This window comes from Brachyspira sp. (genome assembly GCF_050873525.1).
GTDB lineage: Bacteria > Spirochaetota > Brachyspiria > Brachyspirales > Brachyspiraceae > Brachyspira.
In genome coordinates, this window is the sequence record NZ_JBNMIZ010000173.1 from 1 (window position 1) to 5,613 (window position 5,613).

The 5,613-nt window shown below is 29.9% G+C and carries 8 protein-coding genes; 4 read left to right on the forward strand and 4 right to left on the reverse strand.

Annotated elements, in window-relative coordinates; genetic code table 11:
* Nucleotides 1-901, forward strand: a 901-nt coding sequence (locus ACR0QS_RS10315; protein ID WP_432633361.1) for a tyrosine-type recombinase/integrase, incomplete at its 5' end; no start/stop codon positions are given.
* A 788-nt stretch (nt 902-1,689) separates the two neighbouring features.
* Here the strand turns inward: ACR0QS_RS10315 and ACR0QS_RS10320 are convergent.
* Nucleotides 1,690-1,857 (reverse strand): plasmid mobilization protein, encoded by a 168-nt coding sequence (locus tag ACR0QS_RS10320; protein ID WP_432633368.1) that lies wholly within the window; start codon nt 1,855-1,857, stop codon nt 1,690-1,692.
* A 174-nt stretch (nt 1,858-2,031) separates the two neighbouring features.
* Between ACR0QS_RS10320 and ACR0QS_RS10325 the strand changes: the two genes are divergently transcribed.
* Genes ACR0QS_RS10325 through ACR0QS_RS10335 form a run of 3 tightly spaced genes read left to right on the forward strand, consistent with a single transcriptional unit; the run spans nt 2,032 to nt 3,269 of the window.
* Nucleotides 2,032-2,247, forward strand: a complete 216-nt coding sequence (locus ACR0QS_RS10325; RefSeq protein WP_432633362.1) for a hypothetical protein — start codon at nt 2,032-2,034, stop codon at nt 2,245-2,247.
* A gap of 45 nt (nt 2,248-2,292) precedes the next feature.
* Complete coding sequence (locus tag ACR0QS_RS10330; protein WP_432633363.1) at nt 2,293-2,820, forward strand: SHOCT domain-containing protein; 528 nt, start codon at nt 2,293-2,295, stop codon at nt 2,818-2,820.
* Nucleotides 2,820-3,269, forward strand: coding sequence for a thermonuclease family protein (locus ACR0QS_RS10335; RefSeq protein ID WP_432633364.1), 450 nt, complete (start codon nt 2,820-2,822; stop codon nt 3,267-3,269). Before ACR0QS_RS10330 ends, ACR0QS_RS10335 begins: the two co-directional genes overlap by 1 nt.
* 2 nt (nt 3,270-3,271) lie before the next feature.
* Here the strand turns inward: ACR0QS_RS10335 and ACR0QS_RS10340 are convergent, their stop codons facing one another.
* From ACR0QS_RS10340 to ACR0QS_RS10350, 3 genes are all read right to left on the reverse strand, one after another.
* Nucleotides 3,272-4,105 (reverse strand): putative phage tail protein, encoded by an 834-nt coding sequence (locus tag ACR0QS_RS10340; RefSeq protein ID WP_432633365.1) that lies wholly within the window; start codon nt 4,103-4,105, stop codon nt 3,272-3,274.
* Between the two features lie 3 nt (nt 4,106-4,108).
* Nucleotides 4,109-5,317, reverse strand: a complete 1,209-nt coding sequence (locus tag ACR0QS_RS10345; RefSeq protein WP_432633366.1) for a baseplate J/gp47 family protein — start codon at nt 5,315-5,317, stop codon at nt 4,109-4,111.
* Nucleotides 5,318-5,352: 35 nt separating this feature from the next.
* On the reverse strand, nt 5,353-5,613 hold a 261-nt coding region (locus tag ACR0QS_RS10350; protein ID WP_432633367.1), incomplete at its 5' end, for a hypothetical protein.

A 5,613-nucleotide genomic window follows, 5' to 3' on the forward strand; every position in this document is an offset into this window, starting at 1 on the left:
TATAAATATAAAAACATTTGAAACTTATATTATCAGTCTTCTAAATAGAAAATTAAGCAATAATTTTATCGCTACTAAAATGATGATATTAAAAGATTATTTAAAATATTTATCTAAAAACAATATCATTAAAACAAGTTTATTCTTCGATATTTTCGACAGCATAAAAATACCGAAGCGGACGGTAAAAAATCAAATATGCAGAAAATCAAAAGAGGCGATGGAGTTTTTAGAAAATATAAAAAGAGATAAGTTTAGCGACAGAAGAAATATATTAATGATTATGCTCATGTCGAATACGGGAATAAGACGAAAAGAAGCGGCGGGAATAAATCCGAATGCGATTAACTTAAACGACAAGACGATAACTATTTACAAAACAAAAGGCTCGAAGCCTCGCATAATTAGTTTTTCCGAATGCGTAAAAAACGCGCTTATAGATTATTTGAAAGAGCGAGAGGCGATACTCAAAAAACATGATAAAAAATCGGACTCGCTTTTAATAAAACAAAACGGCAACGACTTAAATATAAATACGATAAGCGCAATAATGAAAAAACTTTCTAAAAAATATAATTTTAAAATTACTTGTCATAGCCTGCGAAGAGGTTTCGCGACAGACATGGCAGAGAGTAACACAGATATATATTTAATAAGTAAAATGCTCGGACATGAAAATATTAACACTACAGTAAGCAGATATATTCAAGTATTTTCAAGCGCAATAAAAACTGCAATGCAAAATCATCCGCTCTCGAAAATTGAAAGCGAAGATAAAAAATGCGAAGAAAATAAAAGTCCTAATTCGGATAATTTAAAAAAAGAGGAGATAATTTTAAAAATTAATTCGCTTATGGAAGAGACGAATAAACTTGTAAAAATGCTCGAAAAAAGCGCTTAAAATTATGCGATTTTTTTGACGCTAAAATTAAGCGACTGTCTCTTAAAAATATCTTAAAAAATAAGAGACAGTGTCTTAAAAAATAAGAGACAGTGTCTTAAAAAATAAGAGACAGTGTCTTAAAAAATAAGAGACAGTGTAGTTTATTTTAATACACCTAACGCGAGATTTTTAAAAATTAAAATCTTCTATATAAAGCGAAAACGGTTTATAAGATTTTTTATTTTATTTTTTAATTGCGCTATGATTATATTTTTCGTAAATCGAATGTTTATTTTTTAGTATTGCAAACGAATAAAATTTTAAAAATTTCTGCGGATTTTTAAAACTTAAAAATGCGTCTTTTTTTAAAAGCGATTTTTATTTTTGAAATAGTCTAATTAAAGCGTAGAGCCGTTTTTTAGCGACTTTTTCGGCTTGAATATATATTTTATACCCCCCCCTAAAAAAATAAAAAAATCGGCAATTTTTAAATTTTTAATTTTCCAAAATATTTTTTATAAAATTTTAAAAATCTAAAATTTAAAAATCATAGTTTTTTAAATTTTAAAATTTTTAGATTAAGATTTTAAATTCGATTGGACTAAATAATTTTTTAAAAAAACAAAAACAAAAAGAAAAACAGAATTTAAAGTTGTTGTTGTTGTTTTCTAAAGTCAACTAGTATATTATTTAAAACAACTTGCAATATTCGTGCCAAAAAATCTATGAAATTATGCCTAAAAATCATGAAAAATGGCAAAAATTCTCTATTTTTTAACAATTTTTTTAATAATTTATTCAATATTTTATTTGCAATTAATTTTAGAATTATTTATATAATCGCAGTAAAAATCATGGCATTTTCTCAAATACGCGCTTACGGATAGATTGTATTTTTTAGCTGATTCTATTATATTTTCTTTTTCTTTTTTTGTAGCAGATAAAGTTACGAAACATCTTCGTCTTTCTTTAATTTCAAATTCTTTTAATTGTGCGTTATTTTTTTTGAGAGACTTTCTTCTTCATTGTTTGAACTCCTTAAAAATTATTTTAAAAATTTTTTAAATATTTTTTTATGTATTATATTGCAATTTAGAAAAAAATAAACTATATTATAATCAAGATAAAAATTAAAAAGAGGTAAAGTCATGTCGAACAAAATTAATTTAATCAGATTATTTATAATTCTTTTTATCGCTTCAATAAGTTTAAATGCTGACGATAGTCGCATAGTTTATCTATCGCAAACGGGCATTAAGTATCATATAAAAACTTGCAGAACATTAAAAAAGAAACCGATTGCGGTCACGCTTAAAGAAGCGAAAAGACGCGGTTATACTGCTTGTAAAGTATGCCGTCCTTAAAACGAAAAATAAAAAAATTAAAATAAAATCGAAGGAGTAAAAATCATGTCAAAAGAAAAAGTAAATAAATTATTTGAAATTGCAAAAACTAAATTAAACGAAAATGAAACTGTAGAAGATTATATAAATGTTTTTCTCGAATCAAGCATAGATAAAATAAATATGCCTCTTCCTGCTGTGCTTATAGCTACAAACAAACGACTATTTTTTTATTTAAGAATGACACTCGGACTTAAAGAACAGATTGAAAGTTTTGACTACAATATAATCAATTCTATTTCTTTAACTAAAGACGCTACAAAAATTTTTAATCCGTTTCCGCATCTGCTCGAGATAAATACGATTAATAAAAATTTTGTTTTAAAAATTTCTGCTAATGAATTAAAATCAAATAAAGTTCAAAATTTTACTCAAGCAATAAATAATAAAATAGCTTCTGTAAAAAGTTCAAACGAAAATCAAAATATAGATATAGCTTCTCAAATTGAAAAATTGGCGGAATTAAAAAATAAAGGAATATTAAACGAAGAAGAATTTAACAAAAAGAAAAACGAATTGCTTGCGAGGTTATAATGAAAAAAATAATTATAATAATTCTATTTATATTTTTAATTCGATTTTTTAATTCAAATCTTGAAGCTCAAAATAATTATAGCGACTATACTCAATTAAAAGTTTTAACTAATGTGCAAGTTATAAGAGTTTATGACGGCGATACATTTTTTGTAAATATTCCGTATCTGCATTGGCTCATCGGAAGTAATATAAGCGTGAGGATAAGAGGAATAGATACTGCAGAAATTCGAGGCGGAACTGCTGAAACAAAAGCACTCGCTCAAAAATCAAAAGACGCTCTAATAAAATTATTCGAAAATAGAACTATCACTTTATATAATTTGAATAGAGATAAATATTTTAGAATACTTGCAGATGTTAAAGCTGATAATATAGAAGTAAAAGAATATATGATAAAAAACGGTTTCGCTAAAGAATATGACGGCGGCACTAAATCGAGCTGGTAAAATTAATTTATTCTCATTCTAATTATACACCAAGTCTGCGCTGGCTTTAACGATAAAATAAGTCTTCTAAAATAATCTAATCGCTCGAACGGTATCGAAGCCGCCAGCATTTTTGTAATTCTTCCGCTTGCGTCTCGTTCGACTTTTCCGCCGACAAAAAAACAAAAAGGAAAATATTTTTCGTTAGTCGGAATATCGTCTTCGCTTTCAAACTCAATATAATTTTCAAAGTATCCGCATACCGCTCTGTCGTTTCCGCAAAACCATTTCGCGCCCGCGTCATTTTTGTAATATCCGCTTATCGCTTCTTCGTTTCCGCAAAACCATTTTCCGTCCGCGCTGCAATATACTAAAGCCTCGCGAGGCACATCTTGACAGCATATCAATACATTTCTTATTTCAGTAACGCGCGGAACAAAGCCGTTAACGATAACTTGATTTTGGTCGTCATCGTTATCTAAAAAAGAGTTAGGGTCCGTAATCGGATTATTTTCGTAAACAAAAACATCAAAACCGTTTTCTTGAAGTATTTTTTGCATATAATAAGCCGACTGCCCGCCTTTATCTTTCCATCTCATCGCAATAGTATTTCTTCTTATTTCTTCGCTCTTGTCAGGATTGATTATCGCATATTGCTCTTCCCATAATTCCAAACTTCTTGTCGAGTCTGGAAATAAATCTAAATAGATACTGTCGATATATTTGCGAACATCGTCAAAAAGAGAAGTCAAAGCTCTAAAAAACTTATTCAAATATTTAGTGTCAAGCAATTTCCATAACTTCGATTTTGGAAGAAGTTTTTTTATAAGTTCAAAATATTTTTTATTATAAGCCATTTTTTAAATTACAACCTCGTTCACTGTTAGACTTTTTAATTTTGCAACCTCGCCTTCTTTTAAAGAGTATTTAGTCGTCACTACATCGTTTAAAATATTTTTTACTCCGACAAAATTTCCGTTATAATTTTTGACTATGTCGTCAACTATAGCGATAATATTCGTTTCGTTAATAATATTTTTTGCGGGAGGCAGAGACAAACCTTTTAAATAAGGTTCTCGCTCTAAAAAATAATCTTCTATCGCTTCTTTAATTAATTTTATTACTTCCGCTTCTGACGACACTTCTAATTTTAGTATTTCTACATCGAATTCTACAACTTTAACGGCACGAATATTTTTATAACTTTCGTCCGCGTCTGGGTCTATGATTGCCGTGACAGGTCGTCTTGTCGCAAGCCCTGTCGCAGGGTCTACATCTATATTCTGTCCGACTTTTTTTAATAAAGCGCGGTCGGGAACGCGGTCGGTATAAATCGCGGGGTCGGCTAAAACATAAACTAAAACATTGCCAGGGTCTCCTGTATAGATATAAGAATTAATCACGCCCGCGGTTTCGTTCGCCCAAGTTCGATAATCCGAAAGCGCTCCGCCTTCTGGTTGCAACTGAAAACGCTCTTTTATTTTTTTTCTATAACTGCTTTCGCTTTCTTTATCTATTCCGACTTGAATTAAAGAAATTACTTCTACTGTATCTTCTATAAACGAAAGCGGATTTACGATATTTAAAATATCATCTTCATGCAAATTGCCTTTCGCTCCCGCTTCCGCGCATGTCAAAAAAATCGTTTCTTCGTCTTTTGTAAAAGTATAACTTTCAGTAGTTATATAAGTAAGTCCGTTCAAGTTTGAAGTAAATTGAGTTCCGCTAAAAATTGAATTATTTTTTTGAACTACTTTAACTCTTGCGCTCACTATAGACTGTGTCGCAGGGTTAGGGTCGCCTACTCCGATAAGCCTTCCCCACTCGGAGAGCGGGCTTATTGTTTTTCCGAGTATCGACACTTCTTCGTAGCTCGCAGTCGATACGAATATTTGCAAGAAAATCCAATTGCACGATTTATATAAAATCATGAATACGCCTGCCAAAACTGTCGCAAGAATACTTATAAAAGATTTTGGAAGAACGCTTATCTCTTTTCCGAGTTCGCTTTTCATTTGAGCTATTATTAAATCGTATATTTCTTTAGTCGTTTTTTGTTGTAATGCCATTTTTAAAACTCCTTCTTATTATTTTTAAAAATTTTTTACGCTTGCCAATTCAGTCTATAATTTGAATTAGAAAGCAATTTACTGTCTCTTAAAAGTCGAATGTCTATTTTAAGCTCGTTAAACGCGGGAATAGCGCAGTCGACTTCTACCGTATCAGCAATATTTTCTTCTATAAACCAATTTAAATCTAATAATATATTTTGTTCGAGTAGTTTCAAGTTTTGAGCGTTAGCGTTATTTCCGTTTATAAATTTTAAAGTTCTGCTTCGATATTTTTCATTTTCGCTATTCTGCAA